22 protein-coding genes are annotated in these 23,253 nt (G+C 70.3%); 8 read left to right on the top strand and 14 right to left on the bottom strand.

Going from position 1 to position 23,253, the window contains the following annotated elements; genetic code table 11:
* The first annotated feature begins 8 nt into the window (after positions 1 to 8).
* A complete protein-coding gene (locus ABZX02_RS14025; protein ID WP_355298078.1) occupies positions 9 to 1,796 on the top strand; it encodes a gamma-glutamyltransferase family protein in 1,788 nt (595 codons plus the stop codon).
* On the opposite strand, the gene ABZX02_RS14030 is transcribed toward ABZX02_RS14025, so the two are convergent.
* From ABZX02_RS14030 to ABZX02_RS14040, 3 genes are all read right to left on the bottom strand, one after another.
* Positions 1,793 to 2,008, bottom strand: coding sequence for a hypothetical protein (locus ABZX02_RS14030; protein ID WP_355298080.1), 216 nt, complete (start codon positions 2,006 to 2,008; stop codon positions 1,793 to 1,795). The two genes, ABZX02_RS14025 and ABZX02_RS14030, sit on opposite strands and share 4 nt — an antisense overlap.
* Before the next feature lie 86 nt (positions 2,009 to 2,094).
* Complete coding sequence (locus ABZX02_RS14035; RefSeq protein WP_355298082.1) at positions 2,095 to 2,442, bottom strand: hypothetical protein; 348 nt, start codon at positions 2,440 to 2,442, stop codon at positions 2,095 to 2,097.
* A 28-nt stretch (positions 2,443 to 2,470) separates the two neighbouring features.
* Positions 2,471 to 2,764, bottom strand: coding sequence for a hypothetical protein (locus ABZX02_RS14040; protein WP_355298084.1), 294 nt, complete (start codon positions 2,762 to 2,764; stop codon positions 2,471 to 2,473).
* 73 nt (positions 2,765 to 2,837) lie between these two features.
* Here ABZX02_RS14040 and ABZX02_RS14045 point away from each other — a divergent pair, with 73 nt between their 5' ends.
* Together ABZX02_RS14045 and ABZX02_RS14050 are read left to right on the top strand one after the other, a co-directional pair.
* Positions 2,838 to 3,650 carry a helix-turn-helix transcriptional regulator gene (locus ABZX02_RS14045; protein WP_355298086.1) on the top strand — a complete coding sequence of 271 codons (813 nt, stop codon included), beginning with the start codon at positions 2,838 to 2,840 and terminating at the stop codon, positions 3,648 to 3,650.
* Between the two features lie 19 nt (positions 3,651 to 3,669).
* On the top strand, positions 3,670 to 3,846 hold the full coding sequence (locus ABZX02_RS14050) for a DUF397 domain-containing protein (protein ID WP_355298088.1): 177 nt from the start codon (positions 3,670 to 3,672) through the stop codon (positions 3,844 to 3,846).
* On the opposite strand, the gene ABZX02_RS14055 is transcribed toward ABZX02_RS14050, so the two are convergent.
* Positions 3,843 to 4,217, bottom strand: coding sequence for a hypothetical protein (locus ABZX02_RS14055; protein WP_355298089.1), 375 nt, complete (start codon positions 4,215 to 4,217; stop codon positions 3,843 to 3,845). The two genes, ABZX02_RS14050 and ABZX02_RS14055, sit on opposite strands and share 4 nt — an antisense overlap.
* Before the next feature lie 354 nt (positions 4,218 to 4,571).
* Here ABZX02_RS14055 and ABZX02_RS14060 point away from each other — a divergent pair, with 354 nt between their 5' ends.
* Both ABZX02_RS14060 and ABZX02_RS14065 read left to right on the top strand, forming a co-directional pair.
* Positions 4,572 to 5,774 carry a hypothetical protein gene (locus ABZX02_RS14060; protein ID WP_355298091.1) on the top strand — a complete coding sequence of 401 codons (1,203 nt, stop codon included), beginning with the start codon at positions 4,572 to 4,574 and terminating at the stop codon, positions 5,772 to 5,774.
* Positions 5,771 to 7,039 carry a glycosyltransferase family 2 protein gene (locus ABZX02_RS14065; protein ID WP_355298093.1) on the top strand — a complete coding sequence of 423 codons (1,269 nt, stop codon included), beginning with the start codon at positions 5,771 to 5,773 and terminating at the stop codon, positions 7,037 to 7,039. Before ABZX02_RS14060 ends, ABZX02_RS14065 begins: the two co-directional genes overlap by 4 nt.
* Here the strand turns inward: ABZX02_RS14065 and ABZX02_RS14070 are convergent.
* The 6 genes from ABZX02_RS14070 to ABZX02_RS14095 form a co-directional block, all read right to left on the bottom strand.
* A complete protein-coding gene (locus tag ABZX02_RS14070) occupies positions 7,036 to 10,461 on the bottom strand; it encodes a glycosyltransferase (protein WP_355298095.1) in 3,426 nt (1,141 codons plus the stop codon). The genes ABZX02_RS14065 and ABZX02_RS14070 overlap by 4 nt on opposite strands.
* Positions 10,462 to 10,463: 2 nt before the next feature.
* Positions 10,464 to 11,582 carry a hypothetical protein gene (locus tag ABZX02_RS14075; RefSeq protein ID WP_355298097.1) on the bottom strand — a complete coding sequence of 373 codons (1,119 nt, stop codon included), beginning with the start codon at positions 11,580 to 11,582 and terminating at the stop codon, positions 10,464 to 10,466.
* 91 nt (positions 11,583 to 11,673) lie between these two features.
* The gene (locus tag ABZX02_RS14080; RefSeq protein WP_355298099.1) at positions 11,674 to 14,037 is read right to left on the bottom strand and encodes a glycosyltransferase; all 2,364 of its coding nucleotides are present in this window, start codon (positions 14,035 to 14,037) and stop codon (positions 11,674 to 11,676) included.
* A complete protein-coding gene (locus ABZX02_RS14085) occupies positions 13,946 to 15,124 on the bottom strand; it encodes an acyltransferase (RefSeq protein WP_355298101.1) in 1,179 nt (392 codons plus the stop codon). The genes ABZX02_RS14080 and ABZX02_RS14085 overlap by 92 nt, the downstream gene beginning before the upstream one ends.
* Positions 15,121 to 16,158: a hypothetical protein gene (locus tag ABZX02_RS14090; RefSeq protein ID WP_355298102.1), complete on the bottom strand. Its 1,038-nt coding sequence runs from the start codon at positions 16,156 to 16,158 to the stop codon at positions 15,121 to 15,123. The genes ABZX02_RS14085 and ABZX02_RS14090 overlap by 4 nt, the downstream gene beginning before the upstream one ends.
* Positions 16,155 to 16,775, bottom strand: a complete 621-nt coding sequence (locus ABZX02_RS14095; RefSeq protein ID WP_355298104.1) for a hypothetical protein — start codon at positions 16,773 to 16,775, stop codon at positions 16,155 to 16,157. The genes ABZX02_RS14090 and ABZX02_RS14095 overlap by 4 nt, the downstream gene beginning before the upstream one ends.
* Positions 16,776 to 16,899: 124 nt before the next feature.
* Between ABZX02_RS14095 and msrA the strand changes: the two genes are divergently transcribed.
* Genes msrA through ABZX02_RS14110 form a run of 3 tightly spaced genes read left to right on the top strand, consistent with a single transcriptional unit; the run spans position 16,900 to position 18,988 of the window.
* Complete coding sequence (gene msrA, locus ABZX02_RS14100) at positions 16,900 to 17,565, top strand: peptide-methionine (S)-S-oxide reductase MsrA (protein WP_355298106.1); 666 nt, start codon at positions 16,900 to 16,902, stop codon at positions 17,563 to 17,565.
* Positions 17,562 to 18,518, top strand: a complete 957-nt coding sequence (locus ABZX02_RS14105; RefSeq protein WP_355298108.1) for a hypothetical protein — start codon at positions 17,562 to 17,564, stop codon at positions 18,516 to 18,518. Before msrA ends, ABZX02_RS14105 begins: the two co-directional genes overlap by 4 nt.
* Before the next feature lie 20 nt (positions 18,519 to 18,538).
* Positions 18,539 to 18,988, top strand: a complete 450-nt coding sequence (locus ABZX02_RS14110; RefSeq protein ID WP_355298109.1) for a hypothetical protein — start codon at positions 18,539 to 18,541, stop codon at positions 18,986 to 18,988.
* On the opposite strand, the gene ABZX02_RS14115 is transcribed toward ABZX02_RS14110, so the two are convergent.
* From ABZX02_RS14115 to ABZX02_RS14130, 4 genes are read right to left on the bottom strand one after another with little or no spacing between them, the layout of a single operon-like run.
* On the bottom strand, positions 18,969 to 19,325 hold the full coding sequence (locus tag ABZX02_RS14115; RefSeq protein ID WP_355298111.1) for a septal ring lytic transglycosylase RlpA family protein: 357 nt from the start codon (positions 19,323 to 19,325) through the stop codon (positions 18,969 to 18,971). The two genes, ABZX02_RS14110 and ABZX02_RS14115, sit on opposite strands and share 20 nt — an antisense overlap.
* Positions 19,326 to 19,370: 45 nt before the next feature.
* A complete protein-coding gene (locus tag ABZX02_RS14120) occupies positions 19,371 to 19,763 on the bottom strand; it encodes a contact-dependent growth inhibition system immunity protein (RefSeq protein ID WP_355298113.1) in 393 nt (130 codons plus the stop codon).
* 28 nt (positions 19,764 to 19,791) lie between these two features.
* Positions 19,792 to 20,421, bottom strand: coding sequence for a hypothetical protein (locus ABZX02_RS14125; RefSeq protein ID WP_355298114.1), 630 nt, complete (start codon positions 20,419 to 20,421; stop codon positions 19,792 to 19,794).
* A gap of 40 nt (positions 20,422 to 20,461) precedes the next feature.
* A complete protein-coding gene (locus tag ABZX02_RS14130) occupies positions 20,462 to 23,251 on the bottom strand; it encodes a BTAD domain-containing putative transcriptional regulator (RefSeq protein WP_355298115.1) in 2,790 nt (929 codons plus the stop codon).
* Positions 23,252 to 23,253 lie beyond the last annotated feature (2 nt).

Consider the following 23,253-nt stretch of genomic DNA (forward strand, 5'->3'; position numbering starts at 1 on the left):
GTACCTTTATGAGCGTGTTCACCACGCGCCCCGAACTCGTCGGCACCTTCGGAATGGTGGGGTCGACCCACTGGCTGGCCTCCGCCTCGGCCATGGCGGTCCTGGAGGACGGCGGCAACGCCTTCGACGCCGCGGTTGCCGCCGGCTTCGTGCTCCAGGTGGTGGAACCGCACCTCAACGGCCCAGGTGGCGAGGTTCCGATCATCTTCTCGGCGGCCGGTGCGGCCCCGCAGGTGCTCTGCGGACAGGGTGTGGCGCCCGCCGGCGCGTCGATCGAGCACTACACCGATCTCGGCCTTTCGCTGATCCCCGGCAGCGGTCTGCTGGCCGCCACGGTGCCGGGTGCGTGGGACGGCTGGCTCACCCTTCTGCGTGACCACGGCACCAAGACTCTGCGTGACGTCCTCGACCGGGCGATCGGCTACGCCCGCGACGGCTTCCCGCTCGTCGAACGGGCCTCGTACACGATCGGGATGGTCGCCGACCTCTTCCGCGACCACTGGCCGACGTCCGCCGCGCAGTGGATGCCCGACGGCGTCCTGCCCGCTCCCGGCGGCCGCTTCCGGAACCCCAAGCTCGCCGACACCTGGGAGTGGCTGCTCGCCGCCGCCGAGGCCGCCGGCGCCGACCGCGAGGCGCAGATCGAGGCCGCGCGCCGGGCGTGGTCGCAGGGGTTCGTGGCCGCGCAGATCGACGAGTTCTGCCGCTCGGAGTTCCGCGACGACTCCGGACGTGACCACGCGGGCGTGCTGACCGGCGCCGACATGGCGTCGTGGGAGGCCTCCTACGAGGACGCGGTCGTCGCGGACTTCGGCGAGTGGTCGCTGGTGAAGGCCGGCGGCTGGACGCAGGGACCCGTTCTGGCGCAACAGCTCCGGCTGCTGGAGGGCTACGAACTGTCCTACGTGGACGGACGGCCGACCGCGGAGACCATCCACCTGGCCGTCGAGGCCGCGAAGCTCGCGTTCGCCGACCGCGAGGCCTGGTACGGCGACGTCCCGGACGTGCCGCTGGAGACGTTGTTGTCGCGCGAGTACGCCGCCGAACGCCGCGCGCTGATCTCCTCCACGGCCTCGCTGGAACTGCGGCCGGGCTCGCCCGACGGCCGGGAACCGTTGCTGCCGAAGCACATCACCAGCGGACCGTCGGCCCTCGTCTCCGACCCGACGGGCGCGATCGGCGAACCGACCGTGGAACGCTCCGGCGTGACGCGCGGCGACACCGTGCACGTGGACGTCGTGGACCGCTGGGGCAACATGGTCTCGGCGACCCCGTCCGGCGGCTGGCTGCAGTCGTCGCCGACGATCCCGTCGCTCGGCTTCTGCCTGGGCAGCCGCGCCCAGATGTTCTGGCTGGACAAGGGACTGCCGAACTCGCTGGCGCCGGGCAAGCGCCCGCGGATCACGCTGTCCCCGTCGATGGCCCTGCGCGACGGCCGCCCGGCGCTGGCGTTCGGCACGCCCGGCGGCGACCAGCAGGACCAGTGGCAGCTCGGCTTCTGGCTCGCGCACCAGGCGGGCCTGAACCTGCAGGAGGCGATCGACTCGCCGATGTGGCACTCGAACGCGTTCCCGAGCTCGTTCTACCCGCGCGCCTGGACCCCGGGCGAACTCGTCATCGAGTCGCGGGTCGGCGCGGACGTGCTGGAGGAGCTGCGCTCGCGGGGCCACCAGGTGGTGGACGCCGGCGAGTGGACGCTGGGCCGGATGTCCGCCGTGGCAAGGGATGCGGCAGACGGACTGCTGCGCGCCGGGGCGAACCCACGAGGCGCACAGGGCTACGCGGCCGGCCGTTAGGGCTGGCTGTCGACGACCTTGCTGCCGTCGTGGATCATCTCCACGTTGGCGCCGCCGAAGTTGTGCAGCGTGCTGACCCCGGCGCTGTCACCGAGATCGCTGACCTTGCCGATCGCGTCGGGCACCGACGGCGCGGCGCTCGCGGTACCGGCCAGCGCGGCGAGCGCACCGGCGGCGATGCCGGCGGAAGCGACGATCTTCTTGATGCCCAAGGCGTTCCGCTCCTCAAAAGTGGAACGGCGCCCGATTCGAGGGGGAGGGAATCGGGCGCCGCCCCGGCCAGGAAAGTCCTGTTGGATCAGATGTCGACGTGCGCGAAACCGCTCGGCGTGCCGTGCGGCTCGTTCAGGCCGAGCAGCGTGGCGGCCGGCAGACCGGTCGCACCCGCGTCGACGTTCTCGACGAGCGCGTCGACGTTGGCCTCTTCGGCGTTGATCGCCTGGATCTTGCCGGCGGCGTCGGAGGTGTCGACGGACGCGAGGTTGCCGACCTGGGCGACCTCACCCAGCTGACCACCGAGGTCGGGCTGCGTGTTGGCGGTGACGTCCGCGTGGTCGGCGGCGTGTGCGGTACCACCCAGGCCGAGCATGACGGCGGTGCTGCCGAGGGCGACAGCGGCCCCCGCGACGGTCTTCCTGAGGTTCATGAGCGCGAACGTGTCGCAGGCGAACCCTCTACATCAAGCTGCGTAACTCAGGCGAGGGAAGTTCTTCATCCTTTAGGGGCTGCCAGCGCACTGTGGTCGTGCAGACGCGGTTCTCGCCCCGCCACACGGAGATCGCGTACAGACCCGGTTTCGTTCCGGCGCGGTTCATGAAGTCGTACGCGCATTCCACCGTGTACCGGCGGCGCCAGTCGTCGCCTTTCCTTATGTACCAACCGTGGTCGACGACCTCTTCGGTGTGCGCGAGTTCCATCGCGCCGTCGGGGAGGCGGCGGTGGTACTCGATGCGGTGGAAGTGGTCCATGAACAGGACGGTCCTCACCGCACTCGGCGAGTGAGAATCTCAAATTCCGGATCTCGCCCTTACCGTTTGGACCGTGGCTGAACCCACGTTCCGGCAGAGACGCCTCGGCGAGGCGTTGAAAGTGCTGCGCGAACGATCGGGGCTGAGTCAGCGGGACGCGGCCGCACGAATCAACTACAACGTTCCGAAGCTGAGCCGGATCGAGAACGGTCAGGTGCCGGACATCCACGCGCTGCGGGCCATGCTCGACATGTACGGCGTCATAGCCGACGAGGAAGCTCCGTACGTCGAGATGTGGGAGCGAGCCAGGGAGAAGGGGTGGTGGAAGCAACACCGTCCCGAGGTGCAGGGCTACCTCAGCCTGGAGCACGACGCGACGAGGGTGAGGGAGTTCCAGCCGAACTACATCCCTGGCATGGTGCAGGCGAAGCAGTACATGCGTGCGGTCTTTGCCGGGTCCGCGTCTCAGCGGTCCAAGAGGTGGACTGAGGAGCAGGTGGCCGTGCGCATCAGGAGGCAGCAGCGACTGGTAGGTGACAACCCCCTCCACTACCACGCGATCCTCACCGAGGCGGCCCTCCGCTATGCAGACCGAGATCAGCTTCTCCACATCAAGAAGGTCGGGCTGCTACCGAACGTCACGATTCAGGTCGTATTGGACAGGACTGGGCTGCACGACGGTCACAACGGCGGCTTCAATCTGCTCGACTTTCCCTATGCGGGCGACCCGCAGGTCCTCTACGTCGAGCACGCCGGTGGATCGGTCCACATCGAGGACCCCGACCGGGTCAAGGCCACTATCCTTACCTTCAAGCACCTCTCGAAGCTGGCGTTGACCCCCGAAGAGTCCGCCGTGTGGATCGAGAGGTTGGCCGCCGAGAGGTAGGGGTCGGACAGTGTCTGTTGTGTGGCGTAAGAGCAGCCGCAGCAACAACGGCGGAGACGGTAGTTGCGTGGAGATTGCGCTGAACGGCTCAGCCGCGCGCGTGCGTGACACGAAAAATCGGGCAAATTCCGAGGTCGCCGCGCCCGAATGGGCAGCGTTCATCAACGCCGTCAAGCGCGGCGACTTCGAGAACTAAGCGATCGCGCCCGGAGGCAACTTCAGCTTGAACGGCAGCGTCGTCACCACGGCCAGATCCGATGCCGTGGCCTTCATCAGCGAAGGAGCGTTGCGCGCGCCGGGTTCAGGCAGGTCGAGCAGCCTGTCCACGGCCTCGATCAACGGGCCCTCGTAGATCCACACGGCCTGGGCCGGACGGGCCGAGTCGCGCACCGCGGGCAGTCGTCCCGCGCGCGCCTCGGTCTCGGACCAGAACAGGATCGAGTCGATGAAGCCTCTGCGCTGCTTGAACGCCATGATCCGGTCGAGCTGCCCGGCGTCGTCCCTCAGGTGGAGGAACTGGAAGCCGCTCTCGCGCAGCTCGATGACCTTGTTCAGTGCGTGGTCCATGGCGCACCTACCCCTGTGAGGTCCCCTTCGGGTGACTGATCAGTCATACGACCCGAAAGGATCGTACGGTAAGTCAACGTTCCGCCGTAAGACGTACTCCGAACGAGTATCTCAATTGGCGGACGCTTGTGGCGCAGGGTAATCGTTGGCCTTCTTGGAAGAGGAAACGGCCAGGAGGACCGCTACGGTTCGCCATAAGAACGCCAAACCGCCCAATGTGACTAATGTCACGGTGATCAACATTCTCGCCTCCGAGTGGCTCCTACACCCGTAGTAGACGTGTAGCACGGGTCGCGGGTTGCACCTTTGCCGACTCGCCGGTATCGCCGAGGTCAGGGCAGTAGAGTTGGGCCGGTGGTGGGCGAAACCGGGGGAGCACTCGGCCTGTTGTGCAGCACCGAGCTGGACGGGCTCGGTGACCAGTTGCCGGTGCGCGTCCTCGAACGGGAGCTCCGCGAGCGCCTCGGCGACTGGCGCATCACACCGCTCGCCCGCATCCCGCACTCGCACCGCGCCGACGGCGGGCTCGCGGCCACGCCGATCAGCACGGTCGGGCCGGACGACTTCCACCTGATCGTCGTCTCGCTGTCCGAGCCGCTCGACATCCCCGAACTGCCCGGCAAGGCCGTCGGGGTCGCGGTGAAGGCCGGGAAGACCGGCATCGAGGTGCTGTCCACGCGCGACGACGTGCCGAACCTCGGCGTGCTGGCCGACCGGCTCGTCGAGCCCGAGGTCCTGACGGCGCGGGTGCAGCACCTGCAGCAGCTCGGCCGGTTGCCCGAGCACCGGTACCTCGTCCTGCACGTCACGGAGTCCACGCCGCTCGCCCGGTTGCGGCCCGCCGTCGCCAAGGCCGCCGAACTGCTCGCCATCGACCACGTCGTGGTGCTGCCGACCGGCACGAAGCCCGACGACCTCGGCTGGCCCTCGCTGCCGCACGACGCGGTGCTGGAGGACCGGCTCGCCGTCCTCGCCAACGCGGCCGCGGTGGTGGCCGCCGACGAGCACGTGGCGGCGGCCGCGCAAGCGTTTGGCCGCACGTGGGTGCTGTTCGACCCGAAGAGCGCCGACAAGCAGGCCGTCGAGCAGTTCGGGAGCGCCGACCAGATCGTCACGGCGCCGAGCCGGCTGGTCACGGCCATGCGGCGGGCGCTCAAGGTCGAACGGTCCGCCAAGGCCGTGCGGTTGCTCGACGAGCACCTCAACGCCGTCGCGCGGCTCGCCGAGGAGACCTACGCCAGGACCGGGGCGGTGGAGTCGCGCATCGCGTTGCTCGCCGCCGAGAACGAGGCGCTGCGCACGGCCCACCGGCAGCTGCACGCGCGGCTGATCGCCGAGCGCGAGGCGATGGTCGAGCACATGCTCAGCCGCAGCGGCGACATCGGACCGGACCTCGCCACCGAACGGCGGCTGCACTCCGAGCTCGCCGACCGGCACCGCGACGTGCTCGCCGCGCTCGAAGCCGAACGGGCCGAGCTCGCGGCGATGCGGTCCACCAAGCTCTACCGGTGGACCCGGCTGCCGCGCGTGGTCTACGGAAAGCTGCGCGGCCGGTGAGCCCCCGCGTCACCTTCGTCCTGGTCACGTACGGCGGCGGCGAGATGGCCGCGCGTTGCCTGGAGGTCCTCGCCGAACACACGCCCGAGCCGTACGAGGTCGTGGTCGTCGACAGCGCCTCGCCCGACGGCACCGGTCAGTGGCTGGAGGAGAACCTCGAGAACGCCACGGTGGTCCGGCTCGACAGCAACCTCGGCTTCGGTGCCGGGTGCAACGTCGGCGTCGAGCACGCGGGCACCGAGTTCGTCTGCTTCCTCAACGCCGACGTCGAGGTGACCGAGGGCTGGCTGCCGCCGCTGCTCGCGTTCCTCGACGGCAAGCCCGAGGCCGCGGCCGTCGCGCCGCTGATGGTTTTCCCCGACGGCCGGGTGCAGGAGGCGGGCAGCCTGCTGGGCGGCGACGCCTACAGCCGGGGCTGGGGCGACGGGCAGTCCGACGTCGAGTCGTTCTACCCGCGCGTCGTCGACTACGCGTCCGCCGCGTGCCTCGTCATGCGGCGCAAGGCGTTCTACCAGGTCGGCGGGTTCTCGCCGGAGTACCACATCGCGTACTACGAGGACACGGACCTGCAGTTCATGCTGCGCCGGCACGGCTGGCAGGTGTGGGTGCAGCCCGCGTCGACGGTCGTGCACGTCCGCCACGGCACAAGCTCCACGGCCACGGCCGAGCGCCTCTCCGACATCAACCGCGAGGTGTTCCGCCGCCGCCACGCCGACGACCTGGCCACCCGGCCGCCGTCGCTCGGCATCCACGAGCACCCCCACCGGCTCTGGTGGCTGCGCGACCGTCCCACGACCGCGCGGGTGCTGGTGGTGGCGGACGAGGAGTTCGACGAGGACCTGCTCACCGAACTCCGGGACCGCGACCCCGAAGCCGCCGTCACCCTCTTCATCACCGAAGAGCCCGAACGGGACTGGCGCGCGGCCGGCGTCGAGGTCGTGGTCGACGAGGACCCGGCCAAGTGGAGCCGCGAACGCGTCGGCCTCTACGACGTCGTCCTCGCGCTCGGCCCCGGCACGGCCGCCGCGGAGATCACCGAGTGGCAGCCGCAGGCCGCTCGGGTGCTGCGCCTGGACGTCCTGCCGCACGTCGCGTGGGAGAAGAAGTACGCGCGCGACCGCAAGCGCGAGGACGCCATAAGAGCAGGTGTCGAACGCACGAAGCTCGCGAACGCCAAGAAGTGGGCGCAGACCGTCGTGCGCGCGGACGCCGTGCTGGACGACGTCCTCGTCGACTGCGGTCTGGCCCCTGCGAGGACTCGCTAACGCTGCGCGCGTCGCAACAACGCGGCCGCGAGCAGCCTCCGCTCGGCACCGGCGGTGTCCGGGCGGTCGCCTTCCAAAGCCATGCGCACCAACGGCCACAGCTTGCGCTCGGCCGTGGTCAGCCGCGAGATCCGCTGGACCGCGTCCGGTGCCATCCGGTCGTGGTTGCGCATCAGCAGCACCGTGGCGAACTGCGCGATCCGGCGCGTCTCGTGCTCGACGATGTGCGCGAGCTCGGGTTCCTTGTGCGTCAACGAGTTCTGGTCGAGCCCGAGCGCGTACCGGGCGAGGCCCTTGAGGCCCGGCAGTCCGTCGGCGAGGCGCGGCACCTGCCAGCCCGTGACGTTCGCGCCGTGCTGGCGGTAGGAGTGCAGCGGCCGGTCGACGAACGCGATCCGGCCGAGCGCCAGCGCAGACGCCGCGAGCCACTGGTCGTGGTACGACGCCGGGGTGCTCGGCGGCAACGGCAGCATCCGCTGCGCCAGCACGTCCGCGCGCACCATGCTCGCCGCGCCGGTGACCGTGTTCAGCAGCAGCAACTGCTCCAGGTCCGCGTTGGTCGGCTTCGCCCGGCCCAGCCACGCGCTGTCGGCGATCACCGTGCCGTGGTCGTCGACCAGGCGCATGTCGGCGTACGCCAACAACACCGCCGGGTCGGCGAACTCGGCCACCAGCGTCTCGACCTTGTCGGCGTCCCACAGGTCGTCCTGGTCGGACAGCGCGACGAACTCCGCGTCCGCCGGCACGAGCTGCAACGCGCGCTCGAAGTTGCCGTAGAAGCCCGCGTTCTCGTCGTGCTCGGCGACGACGAACCTCGGGTCGTCGCCCACCACCTCGCGCAGGGTGGCCCGGCCGGCCTCGTCCGAGTTGTCGTCGCTGATGACGCAGACCCAGTTGTCGTGCGTCTGCTTGCGGATCGTCTCGATCTGCTCGGCGAAGTGGTGCTTCGGCGGGTTGTAGGTGGCGAGGCAGATCGCGACCTTCGGGCCGGTGCCGGGCCAGACCACCTGCGCGCGTTCGGCCGTCGCTTGTGGACGGACGCGCAACGGCGGCAGGTCGCAGCGGAAGACCGTGCCGTCGGCCAGCGTCAGCAGGAGCTCGAGCTCGACCGAACCCGGTGAGGTGCGCGCACGGACCGGCACGCGCAGCCGGATCCCGTTGCCGGGGTGGCCGGTCGTGCCGGGGTAGGTCGTGCCGTCGACGCGGACCGCGACGCCGTGCACCGGCAGGTCCTCGTGCGAGGCGGTGCCTTCGAGCTCGACGACCTGGCCGCGGCCGATCACGACCTCGTCCTCCGGCACCTTGACCTCGTAGCGCATCCGCTCGGCGCGCTGGTGCTTGCTGACCTCGCGGATCCGTCCACCGACCAGTGGTGCGATCGGGCCGAGCCGGCGCAGCACCGCGTCGGTCTCCTCGCCGCCCCGGCCGAGCAGGAGGTCGCGCGTGCCGCGCACCGCGCGGGCGGCGGGCCACACGTAGTCGCGTCCGATGTGGACGACGGACGAGGAGTCGAGCTGGTCGAGGCGCGCCCGCAGCTCCGCGTTCTCCTGGGCGAGCCGCTGGGCCAGCTCGGTCTGCTCGGTGAGGCGCGCGTCGGTGTCGGCGAGCTCCATCAGCGAGTTGCCGACCAGGTCGTCGAGCCGGCCGATCTCGTCGCGCAGTTCCGCGGCGGCCGCGTTGGACTGCTTGTGCAGCAGCTCCAGCTCTTCGGAGCGTTCGTGCAGCTGCTCGGACAGCCGCACGGTCTGCGCGTGCAGTTCCGTCGCCTGCGCCTGCAGCTGGGGCATCGAGGCCGCCAGGTCGTGCAGCTCGGTGAGCGGGGGGCCTTCCCACAGCCGCGGTCTGCCCGGCACGTCGAGCTCACTGCGCAGCGCGGTGAGCACCTCGTCCGCCGGCGTGCCGCTGACCAGCTCCTGCAACGTGGCCTCGGCCGGCAGCAGGTCGTCCCACCTCGGCGCGGGCAGCCCGGCGAGCGCGGTCAGCTCCTCGGTGAGGCGGCGGATCGAGGACTGCGCGGGCCACGGGTGCGCGGCGCCGCTGCGGTGGACCTCGCGGGCGAACTCCAGCAGGGCCCGCACGAGCACGAGCTCGGCGTCCACACCGGACTCGGCCTGCCACTCGAGGTCGATCCGGTGGTAGGTGCCGTGGTCGGCGACGATGAAGTTGCCGGGGTGCACGTCGAGGCAGTCCGGCGGCAGCACCGCGACGCCTTCGCGGCCGGGCAGGAACGGGTGCCGCACGTCCTCGTCGGTCACCGGTCGCGCATCGGCCGTGCAGTAGGTGCGCCACAGCTCCAGCTGCTCGCGCAGCCGGGGGAGGTCGTCGTCCGCCAACGCGTCCAGCAGCAGGCTGTCGAGGGCGACGCCGGGTAAGACCGGGTCGCGTTCGACCAGCACCTGGCGCAGCCAGCCCGCGGCGCTCTCGCGGCCGTCGTCCATCACCAGGTCGAGGTCGGCGGTGAGCGTGCGGGAGCGGCGCCACTGCGGGAGCCGGCCGTTGTTGACCATCCAGGCGAGGCCGGGACGCAGCGTCCGTTCGACGGCCTCCGGCGTGCGGGCCGCGACGACGAGGAACGACGGCGAGACCGCCACGCCGAACCCGTCCGCGACGGCCAGGCGGTGCGGCAACCGGCCGGCGACCGCGCCGACGGTGCCGCCGAACGCGCCCTGCAGCGGGTCGCGCACGAGCTTGTCGATCAGCTCGGGGGCGTCGGGGCGGTCGTGCAGCGACGCGTCCACGACGATCCGGGGGATCTTGTAGTCCGGGTAGGGAGCGAGCCAGCGCTGGGCGGTGAAGCCGGCGGCGGAGAGCAGTTCGCCGAGCTTGCGGCGGTTCCACGTCCGGGCACCGGGGCCGGGGTAGCCGGCGGGACCGACCCACGACTTGCCGCGGTGGTCCTCCGCCCGGCCGAGCAGGTAGCCGAGGCCGAGCTGGTTCTCGATCGCGAGCACCAGCGCGCCGTTCTCGTCCAGCGCGGCGGCGACGTCACCCAGCAGCTGCTCGGGGTCGCAGTACTCCAGCACGCCGCAGACCAGCGCGGTGTCGAAGGTGCCGTGCCGGGCGAGGTCGACGGCGGGGCTGTCGACGATCCGCACGCCCGGCAGGTCGCGGCAGCGTTCGCGGGCGGCAGCGGCGCGGGACGGGACGCCCTCGACGCCGACGACCTCCGCGCCCGCCTCGCCCAGGGCCCGGGACAGCACACCGCTGCCGCAGCCGATGTCGATCACGCGCTGGCCCGGCCGCACGTCCAGAGGGGCGAGCAGGCCGAGCCGTTGCGGGGAGAAGTGGTAGCTGAGCTCCCACGAACCGTTGAGGTCCGTGGCGAGCTCAGCCGAACCGGCGCTGACGTCAGTCGCCGCGCGGAGCCGTTCGAGAACGGCGTCCTCGGCGCCGTCCGCGTAGTCGACGACGTCGTTGCTCATCGTCAGGCGGCCGGGAACTTCTTCGAGACCGCGACGCTGTACTCCTGGAACTTCTGGATCAGCTCGGCGTCCGAGTCGCCGATCGGCTCCGCGACCGTCGCCGCGCGGATGACCTGCTTGCCCGTCGAGTAGATGACCAGGTACGAGCCGCTCTGCTTCGGCTTGATCAGCTGGAGCACCTTGGCCTTCGGGGGCAGCGCGCCGCGGGCGCCGTCGACCATGCCCTGCCGGCCCGCCGCGTCGGCGAGGTCGGCCGCGAGCTTCGTGGCCTTCTCCGGGGTGTCGGTCTCGAACACCTCGGCGTGGTAGGTGAACGCGCCGTCCTTGCCGCCCTTGAACGCGATCTTCTGCACGCCCGCCGTGGTCAGCGCCTCGGCGTCGTCCGCGGTGAGGAAACCGGCCGTGACCAGCTTGTCCGCCGTCGCGTCACCGTTGTTCGGGTCGGCGGTGCCGGGCGCGGCCGGCAGCAGTTCGAGCGCGGTCTTCGGCTTCGTGGTCGTCGTCGTGGTGGACGCCGCCGTGTTCGTGTTCTCGGTGCCGCCACCGGAGGTGTTGCGCAGCCCGAACCACCAGACGGCGCCGCCGATCAGCGCGATCACCAGGATCACGCCGATGATCGCGAACACCTTCTTGCCCTTGCCGCCGCCGGTCTCGTCGAAGACCTCGGGGCCCGAGCGCGACCAGTTGTCGTTCGACTGGGTCAGCCACGGCGGAGCCTGGTCGCCGCCGCCCATCTGCCACGGCGGCGGGGGCGGGCCGGGCTGCTGGAAGCCGTGCGCGGGGGAGGGCGGGCCGTAGTTCGGCTGGCCCATGCCCGCGGCCGGCACCGCCTGCGTGCGGTCGGCGTCGGGCGGCCGCGGCGTTACGACCTGCGTCGCGTCGGGGTTCGGCTTCGGCTGCTCGCCGCCACCGACCGGGGCGATGTACTGCGTCGCCTGCGAACCGGTCTGCGGGCCCGCCGACGGCGGCTGGGCCTGCCAGCGGTTCTGCCCGGACGCCTGTTGGCCGCTCGCGTTGCTGGAGGACAGCACCTGGTCGCGGCGAACCCGGTAGTCGTCAGCCGAGATCCGGCCGCTCGCAAGCTCGTCGTCCAGCTTGCGCAGTTCGTCCTGCCAGTTCACGCTGACAGCCCCTTTCTCCAAGTACGAACCCGGCCACATTGTGCATGCACTGCCTGAGGGGTGACCGGCCAACCGCCAAGTCGTGATGCGGTTACCTGACCTTTGGTCCGGATGCCCTATAGCGCTCGACCTGACTGACCACCCGCAGTATTGCCTTGCGCAGCACCGGCGTGACGCCCTGCCCCACCGCCGGTTCGGCTTGCGGAGCGGCGGGCGCGGCCGGGTGAGAGCGCTTCCGCCAGGTCCGCCACGCGTCCCCGACCTGGTCCTCTATCCATTTCGCTGCCGTTTCGGTGCTGCGCGTGCGGCGCAGGTGCTCCCGCGCGGCCAGCCCCCGTTCGGCTGCTCGTGCGGGATCGTCCGCCACCTCGCGCATCGCCTTCGCGGCCGCGTCGAGATCCGGTTCGGCCCAGCGCGCGTCCTCCGGGTACGGCGCGGCGTCCGGTCCGACCTCAACGATCTCGTACGGCACCGGCCAGCAGTTCACCGGGTCCAGGAACTCGGCGGTGCCGGAGTAGTCGGTGCTGATGACCGGGATGCCCATGGACATCGCCTCGGCCACGGTGAAGCCGAAGCCCTCCGAGCGGTGCAGCGAGACGTAGCAGTCGCTGTTCTCGTACAGCTCGTGCAGCTCCTGCTCGGTGAGGTACTTCTCGATCAACGTGATCCGCTCGTCGCGCGCGACGGCGGCTCGCAGCTGCTCGGCGGCCGGGACGTGCAGCTTCCCGTTGATGACCTTGAGGACCAGCTCGACGTCGTCGCGGTCGGGGAAGGCGCGCTGGAACGCCTCGATGGCGCCGAGGGGGTTCTTGCGCTTGAAGACGCTGTTGAAGTCCATCGCGAACAGGAACCGGGTGCGGCCGGTCAGCTTGCGGTCGACGGCGGCCCGTTCCTTGACCGGGATGGGGAAGACCTTCACGGGCTTGCCGGTGTGCGCGGCGATCGCCTCGCGGCAGAACTCGCTGATCGTCCAGATCTCGTCGAGGTGGTCGTAGGCGTGCATCGACTCGGGGAACTCGTCGAGCTCCCACGACCACACGCCGATCTTGTGCCGGCCCTCGCCCACCTCGGGGTGCGCCTGCAGCACCGCGGGCGTGAGGTCGGCGTTCACGCAGAGGACGCTGACCGGGAACCGCGGCGTGCTGACGTCCTCGGGTGCGTCGATGCCCAGCTCGTTGACCACGAACTCGTCCTCGATGACGGACGCCGTGGGGATCTTCGCGGCGGCGAGCGCGTCGTGCAGCGACCGTCCCAGCTCACCGACGCCGAGCACGGCCGTGAGGTGGCCGAGCAGGTTGACGCCGAGCTCGTCGGCCGCGGGAGCGATCGGCTTCGGCGGCCCGGGAATCGCCCAGGTGGCGATGTCGCCGGCGGGTACCCCGAACGCGCGCAGCCAGTCGAGGTAACCGGGGTTGGCCGCGTCGTTGTAGTACCCGCGCAGGTCGGCCCGGTCGCGCCAGATCGCGGCGGCCCACCGGTTGAGCGTGCCCAGCTCGGGCTCGGTGAGCCAGTCGCGGAACGCCTGCCCGCTGAACGCGTGCGGCGCCGGTTCGTCGTCGATCGAGGCCTGCCGGTACATCCCGCGCAGCAGCGGCGTGATCTTCGTGCCGTCGGCGAGCTCGCTCAGCCACGACGGCACCACGTCCTCGGGCGCGATGAACCCGGCCTCGGTCAGCCTGTCCGCGTACTCGGCGACCACCGGCGCGAGGTCGGCCCGCGCCGACAGCAACGTCTTCGGCTTGCCGGTCAGATGGGAGCTGAGCAGCCACGGCCGCGTCGCGTCGAACCCGAGCAGGTCGACGACCTGCGTCGTGCCGGTGACCTGCCGCTCGAAGGCGTTCCACACCCCGACGGTGCTCCGCGCGACGTGGTGCTCCCGCTGGCTGACGGCCTGGTCGAACCACGCCTGGTCGGCCCACACACCGCGCCCGAGGTCGATGGCGTGGAACGTCCGCACCGCCTCGGCCCAGCTGTCGAGGAACTCGGCCCCGTCCTGCGAGACCACCACGAACCCGGGGTCGAACACCCCGGTCCCGACCAGCCGGCCCTCGTCGGACTTCACGTCGTCGAACGGCCGCTGGAAGTGCGGCGAGACCACCAACGCGTGCGTACCGGTCAGCAGGTCGTCCATCGGCGCCAGCACGTAGCTCGACGACGTGAGGTGCACCGCCACGTCGGCGTCGAGCAGCAGCTCCTTCAGCAACAGCGGCTTGAGCGCCTCCGCCAGCTGCTCCGGCGGGTAGGCCGTGGCCAGGCCGAGGTAGTCGTCCTCGGACACCCCGATCGCACCGGGTCCGAGCAGCGTGATCCCGTCCTCGGAGCGCGCGCCGGGCTCGGCGTCCAGCACCGCGACGACGAACCGGCTACCGGGGTGGTGCGCCAGGTAGGACCGGGCGAGCACCGTCGCCAGTGGCAGCCCGCTCTCCCTGGTGATCGTGCATGCGACCGCGTTCATGTCCCCTGGTTCCCTCACGAATGGCGGGCTTGCTGCGTGCCTTCGTCCTCTTGCGGTACCACTCCGTCACCGGAGTCTCCACGAAGCGGTACATCAGCTCTGTCGCGACCAGCACCACGACGATCGCGATGCACATGGCCGGCCAGTACCCGGTGATCGGCTCGAGCAGGCGGCGCAACGGGATGCCGATCGGGATGTGCAACAGGTAGATGCCGTACGTGCGCTTGGACGCGGAGGCGACCCATCGCGACCCCACCAGCTTGCCATCGGCGCGGCTGGCCAGCAGCACGACGATCACCAGGATGGCGAGGGTACGCGCGTGGGCGTCACCGCCTCCAGGCCAGGTCTCGCTGGTCAGGTCGGCCCGGATGAACAGCAGGTACTGCAGCACGCCGAGCGCGACACCGGCCCCGACCGGCAGTTTCCGGGACTTCACGAGCGCGATCAGCTGACCGATGAACAGCACCGGCAGGAACGTCGCCACCTGCCGCAGGAAGCTGAACGGCGGCCCGCCGTCCGGGGGCACCACGGAGATCAGCACCGACACGACCGTCACCGCGACGGCCTGCGGCACCCAAGGCCAGCGCTTGAGCAACGGCATCGTCGCGACGACGTAGAAGTAGAAGACGAACTGGACCGCGAGGGTCCAGGTGAGGCCGAGCACCTCGGACGTGTTCGGGACCAGGTAGTTGACCAGGAGTCCGTTGAGGAACAGGTCGCCGAGGTCGGCGGGGATGACGGCGGGCAGCAGGTTCAGGCTGACCATCGTCCAGGCGAGGAGCACGGCGACCCACAGCGCGGGCAGCAGCCGCACCGCCCGTCGCGCGAGGAACTCCGGACCTCGTTCGCGGAACGCCGCGCCGCTGATCACCATGCCGCTGATCAGCAGGAACACCGCTACGCCCACGAACTCGAGCCGTTCGTTCAGGTGCAGCGGGGAGGTCAGGAGCCACTCGATCTCGTTCGCGGTGGCGTACTGCTCGCGGTCGAGTTGGGTCCAGTCGGCCCAGTGCACGTAGACCACGGCCACCGACGCGATGAGGCGGACGAAGTCGAGTCCGGGCATGTAACCGGGCTTGGAGCTCATGCCGGCACCCTCCTGGCGAGCCGTCCGCCGGCCTCCGCGGCGGCAGCCGTCAGCACCACCGCCACCACCAGTGCCAGCGGGATCGGCCGGTCCAGCACGTCCAGCAGCGCGTACCCCACGACGCCCTGCAACAAGGCGAGCCACACGGCGTGGTCGGCGAGCCAGCGCACCGCGCGCACGGCCGTGAGTCGTTCCGCCAGGTCGCCGGTGAACACGGCTCCCGCGGCGACCAGGAGCACCGCGAGCAGCGCCGGGATCGGGTACCACCACCGGGCGAACTCCGGGTTCAGCGTCTGGAGCATCACCATCACGAACCCGCCCAGGAAACCGAACGCGACCACGAACCACGTCTTGAGCCGCTCCCGCTGAGCGAGTGCGATCAGTTGTCCGGTGGCCACCAGCGGGAGGAAGACGACCACGCCGGCCAGGCGGCTGTCGGGCGCGACCACGACGACGGCCGCGGACAGCACGATCTCGCCGAGCGGCACGACGAGCATCGCGAGGCCGCCGTACCGGTTGATCACCGCCGAGGCCGCGACTCCGACGAGCAGGAGCAGCACGAGCCAGGCCAGTGGCACGAGCAGCTGGACCCCGTCGATCACGTGGCCGAGGAGGGTGACACTGCCCGCGCCCGCGAGCACGGAGGTCGGGGGCACCAGCGGCACGGTCCAGATCTGTGCGCCCAGCCCCGCGACCACCGTGGCGAGAACCGCGGTGACGCCCGCCGGGAGGTAGGTGCGCAGGAGTTGCCACGGCAGCGGCGCGCGGTCGAGCTGCGCGGCATAGCCACCCACCGCGAGCAGCAGGAACACCGCGAACATGCCGAAGTCCTCGCCGATGCCGAGCGGGCGGTTGAGCACGTGGCGCACGGCGTCGAGGTACCCGAGCTGAACGCCGTGCTGGGTCGTCCACAGCCCGATCAGGAAGCCGTGCAGGACGAGGACCGCGGCGGCAGCGCGGAGCAGCACGACTCCGGCCCTCGGCGCACTCGTCGACTCGGCCTCGGGTGCGGCGGTGGGTGCGGTGGAGATCATTCCGGCGGCGCTTCCGCCGGGGCGTGCGCGAGCTGTCGATCGAGCAGCTCTGCGACCGCCTTCGTGGCGTTGGGACCGTAGCCGTCCACCCGCAACACGTCCCGCTTGCGGACGTAGTGGGCGTGGTAGACCGCGCTCTGGTCCTCGTTGAGGAAGCGACGCAGCAGCACGTCGGGCGAACTGGGGATCAGCTGGTGGTTGCCGCGCTTGTAGAGACCGTCGAACTCGTCCAACGCGATGAAGGGGTCGGCGCCGTCGCGCAGCGTGAACCGCCAGACACCCAGCACGGTGCCGTCCGGCTGCCTGGTCACGCGCGCGTCGATCTTGGCGACGCCCACCGCCCCGGCGATCGCGAACTCCTCGGACGACAGCAGCGTGCGGTGCTCGAAGGCGTCCCTGCGTCCGGTCTTGGCGAACGCGATGTCGCCGGGCGGGTCGACCAGCGGGTCCTCGGTCTCCAGGTACGGCAACCGCGGTGTCGGGTCCGGTGTCGACACGACCTCGGAGGCGTAGTCGATCCGCGAACCGTCGCCCCAGATCGCCCACGCGCCCGCCGCGATGCCCACGAGCAGCGCGAGCACGGCCACGACGGGCACGGCGCTGCGAGCGGTCTGCACGGAACTCCCCCTGGAAACGACGGTTCGGGAAATTCTCGCTGATCGCCAGTTGCTTTGGTGTCTGATTCGGATGCATTCATGCGCCAAGTCACACCGCGGTCGCCCGATCCATACAATGCAGGTCATGGCCCTGTTCGGTCGAGACAAAGCCCGCAAGCCGACCGCCTCCGACGCACTGCCGGGCCGCCAGGACCCGATCACCGTGCCCGGCTCTCACGCGGTGTTCCCGGACCGTCGCATTGCGCCACCGTTCCCGCCCGGCCACCGCACCGCGGTGTTCGGCCTGGGCTGCTTCTGGGGCGCCGAACGGCTCTTCTGGCAGACCCCCGGCGTCTGGTCGACCGCGGTCGGGTACGCCGGCGGCATCACGCCCAACCCGACGTACGAAGAGGTCTGCTCGGGCCGCACGGGCCACGCCGAGGTCGTGCTCGTCGTGTTCGACCCGGCCCAGCTGCCGTACCAGGAGCTGCTGCGGGTGTTCTGGGAAGGCCACGACCCCACGCAGGGCATGCGGCAGGGGGCCGACATCGGCACGCAGTACCGGTCGGTGATCCTCTACGCCGACGAGGGGCAGCGGGTTACGGCGGAGGCTTCGCGGGCCGTGTACCAGCGGGCGTTGGACGAGGCCGGGCGTGGGGGGATCACGACTGAGCTGGAGCCGGTGGGGGAGTTCTACTACGCGGAGGACTACCACCAGCAGTACCTGTCTGATGCCAAGAACCCTTACGGCTACTGCGGGCTCGGGGGTACCGGGGTGAGCTGCCCTGTCGGGTTGAAGATCGCGGAGTGAGCCGCGAGTTCTTCGCCGACGTCGTGCAGACCGGCACCGTGCTCGGCCTCGACGCCAACCTCGGCCCGGACGTCGCCACCGAGGTGATGGGCGGGCTCGGCGGCGAGAACCGCAGCGGGCGCATGTGCTGGCGGTCGTACGGGTTGGTCGAGGTCGGGTGGTACCTCCGGCAACGCGGCCTCGGGTGGCAGGGCGTGCATCTGGCCGTGCAGGCGCATCGGCTCGTGCACGGTCCTGAGATGGTGGACGACGCTGTGGCCGCGGCGTACGGGCGGTTCGACGGGCTGATGATGTTCGACGAACTGGAGGGCGAGCTCTCGCGCCGTGGTGTGGAGTTGGTGAAGGTCGGCGGACCGGAGTTCGGCAACCAGCTCTACTGGCAGCCCGATGCCCAGGTGACGGTTTACGTCGGGGTCGATCCCGAGTTCCGGCCCGGCAGCGTGCAGAAGATCTTCACGGCGTTCGGGCAGGCCCCGACGCTCGTCGGTGACCACAAGGTCGTGTGGCAGCAGATGAAAGCGGTTGCCGCGCTGCCGGAGGACCAGAGGATTCGTTGGGCGGCAAGGAATGCGCCGGAGGACTTCCGGTCGTGGTGGCGGTACTGCGCGAGGTTGACGGCGGCGCGGACGTCGTCGCACGACGCGATGCGCGACCGTGCGCGGTTCGTGGAGTTCGTGTTCTGGCTGTGGGACTACGGATTCGCCAGAAACGTCTACACGGCTAGAGAAGTCGCTTATCTGCGTGCGGAGTTCGTTGCGCGGTTGGACGAGCTGTATCCGGAACTGGTGTTGCCGAGCCACGACGCGTTGGTCGGTGCGTGTCTTGACCACGTGCGGGAGCCGATGGCGCGGGAGGACAAGAACCTCGTTGATGCCGCGCGGTTGTTGAGGAACGGGCTCAGTGACACGAGCCGGTTCGACGCTGTGTGGGAGCGGCGGCTCAGCAGAAGATGAGGCCGCACGGCCTGGTGGTCGTGGTTGTGGTCGTGGTGGTCGGTCTCGGTCTTGTGGTCGTTGTTGTCGTCACGGCCGGAGGGGCCTGCGTTGTTGTTGTCGTCGTGGCGGTCGTGGTCTTCGTTGTGGTGGTGGTCGTCGACTTCACGCTTGAGGACGCTGCGGACGATGAGCTGACGGACACCGTCTGTGACGGGAGCTCGGATTCCGTCGGGAGCAGCGACGGGGTGTTGATGAGCGAGACGCGGGCCGGTTTGTCGGTCGACGGCTCGGTCGGATCGCTCGCCACGAGCGATCCGACATACGTCGCGAGCACGCAAAACGCGGCTACGACAACGCCAACGACGGCACCGATCGCCAACCGGGTTGGCCCACTCATCGCGGCGAACACCCGGATTGACTATCTCGTTCACTCGATTGGGTCAAGCAAACCGGTCTTTTTCTACTCGTTCACACCTTTGTCACGGTGACGCCCACTACGCCCTGTGACAGGGGTGCGATCGTCTTGAAGGCCTTGGGGGTCAGGTCTACGCAGCGGCCGGTGATGAACGGGCCGCGGTCGTTGATCCGCACGGTCACCGTCTTGCCGTTGGCGCGGTTCTTCACCTTCACGCGGGTGCCGAACGGCAGGGTCTTGTGCGCGGCTGTCAGCTTGTTGGGGTCGAAGCGTTCGCCGCTGGCCGTCGTGCCGCCGCCCGAGTAGTAGGAAGCCTTGCAGGTCTCGGCGGAAGCGACGGGGGAGAAGAACGCAGCGGTGGCGGCGAGAGAGGCCAGCGTGAGGCCGGCCGCCGCGAGGGTCTTTGCCATGGTGCAAGCAACTCACCCCCTGGCAAAGGGACGCCTAAAGCGCGCTTAACCGGGAAATTGTTCGGCCGCGGAGACCAGCAGGTGCCAATCTCCCTCCGGCAACGTGCGCAGGCGGTCCAGCAGAGCGGACATCCTGGCCAGCAACGCTGGGTGATCGGCCCAGAACGACGGATCTACTCTCAGTAGAGCGGCGAGCAGGTCGCCGGGGTACAGCGCGACCGCCCGCAGCGGGTCGTGCTCGACGTGCTCCAGCGCCAGCAGCGCGGTCACGTCCAGGCCCACCTGGTGCGTCACGAGCAGGTGCAGCGACGTCGGTGTCAGCTGGCCCACCGGCAGGTCGCGCAGCGCGCACAGGTCCCGGTAGAGCTGGGTCGACGACGAGTCGGGTCTGCCCCAGTCGTCCTCGCTGAGGCATGCCAGCGTGCTGTCCCGGTCCACGCACCCATGGTCCCCGCAAAAGGGGTCGCTAGCGGGCCGACGGAGGCAACGGTTCGGCATTGGGCGACTGCCAGCCCACGCGGACGAGCACCTCGCCCTCGTGCAGCAGTGGTTGGGACGCAAGGCCCCACACGGTCGATGCGAGCAGCACGGCGCTCACGGCCTCGCCGACGCTCAGCCAGTCGTGCCCGAGCAGCCGCAGCAGCACTCCGCTGCGCCGCGCCACGAGCTCCAGCTCGCAGTTCTCCGCGCGGGCCGCGTGCAGCAGCCACGTCAGTGCCGAGTCCGGTACCTCGTCCGGCAGGTACGGGCGCGGATCGGCCCTGCGCAACGAGATCGCCGCCGCGGAGGCCACCTCACACGAGAACGGGTCGAGCTCCCAGCGCGGGTGCACCGACGCGACCTGGCCGTCGGGCCGGGGCGTCCGCAGCACGTGGCAGTCCCAGCCCATCGCCGACAGCGCGACCCGCACGTGGTGCAGGACCGCGCCGCACGCGAGCATCGCCGGCTGGTCCGCCCGTTCGGTCACGAGCTCGAGGCACTCGTTGCCGTTGCGCCAGCGCCACGGCGGGACGATGTCGAACGACGGTGCCCTGGCGGCGAGTTTCAGCACTTCCTCGACGGTTCCCGCGTCGGGGGTGCGAACGCTGGTCCTCATCCGGCCAGCGTGCTCCACAACCGGTTGCGTGGAACCTGCGTCACGACTGCGCGGCTGCGACGACCGAGGTCACGGTCATGGCGGCACCCCGCGCGAAGTGCTCGTCGTAGCCCTCGGGACCCAACGCCTGCCGGCACAGCGCCACGCACTGGTCGTGCGACGCCGCGAAGTTCGCCGACCCGAAGAGCGGCAACCCCACGGACTGCCACACCCGGTCCGCACCGCCGAGCAGCATCGCCGCGTGCGAGGCGGACCCGGTGATCACCGAGATCAACGCCAGCAGCTCCACAGACACCGCGATGCCCAGCAGGTCGTTGAACTTCTCCTTGATGCGCAACGACGTGAGGGCGAGTTCGCGGGCCTCGACGACGTCACCGCGTCCCATCGCCACGAACGCGAGGACGTACAACGCGAACGCGCGCGCCCACAGCTCACCGTGCTCCTCGCACACAGCGCGCGCCTTCGTGCAGATGTCCGCCGCACGGTCGAGTTCGCCGCCGAACGCCACGGTGATCGCCAACGCCACACGCGCCATCACCACGTTGCTGTCCATGTGCCCCAACTCGGCGTGCCGACGGTCGGCCTCGGCCAGCAGCGTCGCGCCCAGCGGCAGGTCGTCGTCGAACACCGCCGCCGCGCCCTGCACGTAGGTCGCGAAGACGTCGGCGTCCTCGTCCCCCAGCACCAGGGCCTCGGCCCGGCAGGCCTCCAGCAGCGCGGGGACGGCGGAGGTGTTGCCCTGCAACGTGGCCAGGTAGCCGTTGACCCACAACGTCTTGCAGCGCGCCCGTGAAGGCTCGGTCTCGAGCGACAACGCCCAGTTCAGCCAATGACGTCCCTCGGCGAACCGCCCGCAGCCGACCCAGTAGAACCACAGCGCCGCCGCCAGCCGCAGGCCCGCCTCGGCCTCGCCCGGTGTGGTCAGCGAGTACTCCAGCGCTGCCCGCAGGTTGCCGCGTTCGGTGCTCATCGCCGCAACGGTCGCCACCTGCCGTGGCGTGAACCAGGCCCGTTCCCCTTGCACGGCAACACCGGCGTACCAGTCGCGATGGCGCCTCTTCAGCCGTGGCTCGTCATCACCCGCACGCAGCCGTGTCTGACCGAACTGGCGCATGGTCTCCAACAACCGATAGCGCGCCACGCCCGCATGTTCTTCGCGCTGCAGCACGGACTTGTCGACCAGGCCGTCGACCGCGTCGAACATGAAGTCCGCCGTCAGGGCGTCGTCCGAGCACACCGACTCGGCCGCGGCCAGGTCGAAGCTGCCGGCGAAGACCGACGCCCGCGCCCACAGCAGCTGCTCGCGCGGTGAGCAGAGGTCGTAGCTCCACTCCATCGTCGCGAGCAGGGTCTGGTGCTGCGGCAACGCGGTCCGCCCGCCGTCGGTCAGCACCCGGAACCGGTCGTCCAGCCGCTCCAGCAGCTGGGCGGGTGTCAACGCGCGCACCCGCAGCGCGGCCATCTCGATCGCCAGCGGGATGCCGTCCAGCCGCCGGCACAGGTCCGTGACGGCCTGCTCGTTCGCCGCCGTGATGACGAACGAACCGGGAATCGCCGCATCAGCGCGTTGGGCGAACAACGTCGCCGCTGGGTACGGCACGGACAACGGCGCGATGGACATGACCTGCTCGCCATAGACCCGTAGCGCGCGACGGGACGTGGCGATCACACGGAGGTTCGGCGCCACACGCAGCAACGTGTCCACAAGGACCGCACAGTGGTCCACCACGTGTTCGCAGTTGTCCAGCACCAGCAACGCGTCCTTGGCCGCCAGGAACTCCGTGAGCACGCTCAGCTGCCCGCGCCCGGTCTGGTCCACCACGCCCATCGCCTCGGCCACCGCGTGCGGCACGAGAGCCCTGTCCCGCAACGCGGCGAGCTCCACCAGCCACACGCCGTCCGGCGGCTGCTCGCCGCGCGCCACGTGCAGCGCGAGCCGCGTCTTGCCCACCCCGCCGACCCCGATCAGCGTGACCAGCCGGTGCCGCCGGATCAGGTCCGCGACGTGGTCGGTCTCCGGGCGGTCCACGAAGCTCGACCGGTCGGCCGGCAGGTTGCCGCGCACCGGGACCGGTGTGCGTTCGGGCAGGTCGAGGCGGGGATCGGCGGTCAGCACCGCCTGCTCGAGGTCGCGCAGCCGGGGACCGGGCTCGATGCCGAGTTCGTCGACCAGGACGCCGCGCGCCCGGTGGAACGCGCCCAGCGACTCCGCCTGCCGCCCGCACCGGTACAGCGCGATCATCAGCTGCTCCCACAGCCGTTCGCGGAACGGGTGCTGCTCGACCAGCGCGTTGACCAGCGGCGCCACCGCGGCGTGCTCGCCCAGCGCGAGCGAGCACTCCATCAGCTCCTCGGTCGCGTCCATCCGCAGGTCGGTGAGCCGCGCGGACTCCTGCCGCGTCCACTCGCCGGGCCGGCAGTCCGCGAGCGGATCGCCCGTCCACAACGAGAGGGCCTCACGCAGCATCTTCGCGGACTTCAACGGCTCGTCGCTGTGCCGTGCTGCTGCGACGAGCGCCTCGAACCGTGCGGCGTCCACGGTGTCCGCAGGCGCGTTCAGCACGTAACCCGGCTCGCGAGTGGTGATCAACTCGCCCAGCCCGGCGTCGCGGATCTGCCCCCGCAGCCGCGCCAGCAGGCTGTGCAGGGTCTTCGTGGCGGTCGCCGGTGCCTCGTCCGACCAGAGCGCGTCCACGAGCGCACTCCTCGGCACCGTTTCTCCCGGGTTCAGCGCCAGCCGTGCGACGAGAGTCCTCTGTCCTGCACTGCTGAGCTGAACTGCTCCGTTCGGACCGGTGAGTTCGAGCGGTCCGAGCAGCCGGATGATCACGT

The sequence above is a fragment of the Lentzea sp. NPDC003310 genome, from assembly GCF_040610935.1.
In the GTDB taxonomy this organism is placed as follows: Bacteria; Actinomycetota; Actinomycetes; order Mycobacteriales; family Pseudonocardiaceae; genus Lentzea.

Excerpts from the sequence above, each read along its gene's own strand:
- ABZX02_RS14035 (WP_355298082.1), bottom strand. The coding sequence starts at position 2,442 with ATGAACCTCAGGAAGACCGTCGCGGGGGCCGCTGTCGCCCTCGGCAGC.
- ABZX02_RS14040 (WP_355298084.1), bottom strand. The coding sequence starts at position 2,764 with ATGGACCACTTCCACCGCATCGAGTACCACCGCCGCCTCCCCGACGGC.
- ABZX02_RS14070 (WP_355298095.1), bottom strand. The coding sequence starts at position 10,461 with ATGAGCAACGACGTCGTCGACTACGCGGACGGCGCCGAGGACGCCGTT.
- ABZX02_RS14025 (WP_355298078.1), top strand. The coding sequence starts at position 9 with ATGAGCGTGTTCACCACGCGCCCCGAACTCGTCGGCACCTTCGGAATG.
- ABZX02_RS14090 (WP_355298102.1), bottom strand. The coding sequence starts at position 16,158 with ATGATCTCCACCGCACCCACCGCCGCACCCGAGGCCGAGTCGACGAGT.
- ABZX02_RS14055 (WP_355298089.1), bottom strand. The coding sequence starts at position 4,217 with ATGGACCACGCACTGAACAAGGTCATCGAGCTGCGCGAGAGCGGCTTC.
- ABZX02_RS14085 (WP_355298101.1), bottom strand. The coding sequence starts at position 15,124 with ATGAGCTCCAAGCCCGGTTACATGCCCGGACTCGACTTCGTCCGCCTC.
- ABZX02_RS14125 (WP_355298114.1), bottom strand. The coding sequence starts at position 20,421 with ATGAGGACCAGCGTTCGCACCCCCGACGCGGGAACCGTCGAGGAAGTG.
- ABZX02_RS14080 (WP_355298099.1), bottom strand. The coding sequence starts at position 14,037 with ATGAACGCGGTCGCATGCACGATCACCAGGGAGAGCGGGCTGCCACTG.
- ABZX02_RS14115 (WP_355298111.1), bottom strand. The coding sequence starts at position 19,325 with ATGGCAAAGACCCTCGCGGCGGCCGGCCTCACGCTGGCCTCTCTCGCC.
- msrA (WP_355298106.1), top strand. The coding sequence starts at position 16,900 with ATGGCCCTGTTCGGTCGAGACAAAGCCCGCAAGCCGACCGCCTCCGAC.